Below are 2,578 nucleotides of genomic sequence, written 5' to 3' on the forward strand. Positions count from 1 at the left end.
ATGGTGCGTTTAGAAAGTATCGGTGCGGTGAGCAGAAAACTGGCATCGGTGTCGCGGACGAATCCTGATATTAATGTCTCGGAAGATTGTCCGGAAGCAGAACAACTTTATCCCCATTCTCCCGATAGCTTAGATTAATTTAGTCGATTTAAATGACAGTGGCTAGAAGTCCCGAGGTTTTAACCATGGCCAAGGGACTTTTAAGGGATAGAAGGGAAGAGAGCCAGTCAGAATCATCACTTGTTGTAAAGTTATCCTAAGTAGTCGTGAAGAATTAATTTCTTGGTTAGGATAGGCAAAAGACAAGAAGTAGTTAGATATGTGTAATTGATTGTGTCTAGCTACTTAAAAGCCGCCGGATTTTCTCTATTATAAGCTGGAGGAGCAAAATGAATTCTAATCCCTACTTCGCTGCCAAGGATATCTATCAAAAATTTGGGGCAGTAGTAATAGTTTTAATTAGTTGTTGGTTAGTAACTTTTCCCGCCTTCGCTGGCTCTGCCCCTCTAGAAGTTAAAATTAGTCTAGGCTCCGGGCAAGGAGAATTAAAATTCTTTCCTAGTCAATTAGACTTTATTGCTGGACAAAAATACAAATTAATCCTCGATAATCCCAGTCCCACTAAACATTATTTTACCGCTAAAGACTTCGCTGATGCTAGTTGGACTCAGAAAGTTGAAGCGGGAAAAGTGGAGATTAAAGGGGCAATTCACGAACTAGAATTAAAACCTAATGCACAGGCAGAATGGGTGATAGTTCCTCTCAAAACCGGTAAGTATAAATTAATCTGTACTATTCCAGGTCATGCTGAAGCGGGAATGGTGGGAGAAATCGCCATTAATAACCCATGAATTTAAGAAAAATTGTCTCCTTTGCTTTCCTATTATTTATTCCTCTATCGGTGATCGCTGGTCGTCTTAATTGGGGAGATCAAGCTATTTTTATCACTGCAGCTTTATCGATCATTCCCCTGTCAATTTGGTTAAGTACGGCTGTGGAAAGAGTTGCCGTAGTCACCGGGCCAACTTTGGGAGGATTAGTTAATGCTATCTTTGGCAATACTACCACTTTAGTTATTGCCTTAATTGCCCTAAAAAAAGGCTTGGTGGACATCGTACAAGCCAGTATTACCGGCAGTATTCTCAGTGATTTATTATTATTTATGGGCATGGGAATGCTCACGGGAGGAATTCGCTACAAAGAGCAAGAATTTAAACCGATTTTAGCGCGGGTAAATGGTTCTTCCATGACTTTAGCAGTAATAGCGATCGCTTTACCAACTTTGGTAATATATACTTCTAAGGTGGTGGAAGTTGCCGATATTCTCAGTCTTTCCCTAGTCACCGCTACGGTTTTATTAATAGTTTACGGGTTAACTTTATTATTTTCCCTCAAAACCCATAGCTATCTCTACGAAGTGGGATTAAGTAATGAAAATACCCCTGACAATCAGGTTAGTGAGGAAGAAAAAGCTCAAGTCTGGATTTGGTTACTTGTGCTGCTTACTTCCACCGTAGCTGTAGCCTATGAGTCAGATTTATTTGTTAATGTAGTGGAATCGGTGATGGAAGGATTTAATCTCACTCCTCTCTTTATCGGGGTAATTTTCATTCCTTTAATTAGCGATGTTTCTGGAATAGTTACCGTCATTCAATTAGCCCTAAAAAATCAGATGGATTTAACGGTTTCCGTGGCTATGGGTGATAGTTTATTGGTGGCTTTATTCGTAGCACCTTTATTAGTTTTTATCGGTCAATTTTGGCAGCAACCGATGGATTTAAATTTTAATCCCTTTAACGTGGTGGCTTTGATTGTAGCGGTGGTTGTCACTAATTTAATCAGCTTTACTGGTCGTTCCAATTGGTTAGATGGAACCCTATTACTAGCCACCTATTTAATCTTGTCCGTGGCTTTTTATTACCATCCCGCCTAGCCAAAAAAGAGATTTAGGTATTTTCTGAGATTTCTGTCTTAAAATGGATCGATATCACCTTACTGCCGCAGGATTGCTGATGATGAAAAGAGGATTTTGGTTTGTCGTCGGGTTAGTAGTAACGATAATTCTCCTTCCTTCCCTAGTTCTTTCTAATTCCATCGGTGAACAGGGAATTTATGCTGATCGCCTGCGGGCGGAACCCTATAATTTATTAGGGCGAAAAATTGCCATCGGTCAAGTGGAAATCGGCCGACCGGCTCAGTTCGGTTATGATAAAGTGGCAGCTTGGCAGCCTCCCTATAAATTAGCTGGTGTTTTTTTTCGCGATCAAATTGCCAAACCCAACACCTATCTCGATAATCACGCCGCTATGGTGGCAACGGTGATGGTCAGTGATGATAAAAAAATCCCCGGAGTGGCCCCAAAAGCGAGATTATATTCGGGGGCGGTGGGTTCTTTGCGACGCGGCGGACAACCGGAAGAATGTCTTACCAGTCAAAATATTGCCCGACAAAATAGCGGTGATGTGCGAGCAATTAACTTTAGTTTTGGGGAATCTTTGCAAAGAGATCAGCGACAGGAACCAAAATTAGATGGTCAAGCTTTATTAACTCAATGTGTTGATTGGTCATCGCGAGTTGA

General features: G+C 41.1%; 4 protein-coding genes. All 4 read left to right on the plus strand.

The annotated features are described in order from the left end of the window. Window positions 1-138: DUF6679 family protein (locus PX484_RS25645; RefSeq protein ID WP_353853207.1), on the plus strand; the 138-nt coding region annotated here is incomplete at its 5' end. Window positions 139-389: 251 nt separating this feature from the next. Next, window positions 390-851: a cupredoxin domain-containing protein gene (locus tag PX484_RS03340; protein ID WP_287765225.1), complete on the plus strand. Its 462-nt coding sequence runs from the start codon at window positions 390-392 to the stop codon at window positions 849-851. Further along, window positions 848-1,933 carry a calcium/proton exchanger gene (gene cax, locus PX484_RS03345; RefSeq protein ID WP_002800565.1) on the plus strand — a complete coding sequence of 362 codons (1,086 nt, stop codon included), beginning with the start codon at window positions 848-850 and terminating at the stop codon, window positions 1,931-1,933. The genes PX484_RS03340 and cax overlap by 4 nt, the downstream gene beginning before the upstream one ends. A 43-nt stretch (window positions 1,934-1,976) precedes the next feature. Then, window positions 1,977-2,578 (plus strand): S8/S53 family peptidase (locus tag PX484_RS03350; RefSeq protein ID WP_502882691.1); only part of this gene is annotated, 602 nt, incomplete at its 3' end.

Origin of the sequence: Microcystis sp. M49636_WE2 (assembly GCF_030065375.1) — a bacterium.
Taxonomy (GTDB): domain Bacteria; phylum Cyanobacteriota; class Cyanobacteriia; order Cyanobacteriales; family Microcystaceae; genus Microcystis; species Microcystis aeruginosa_C.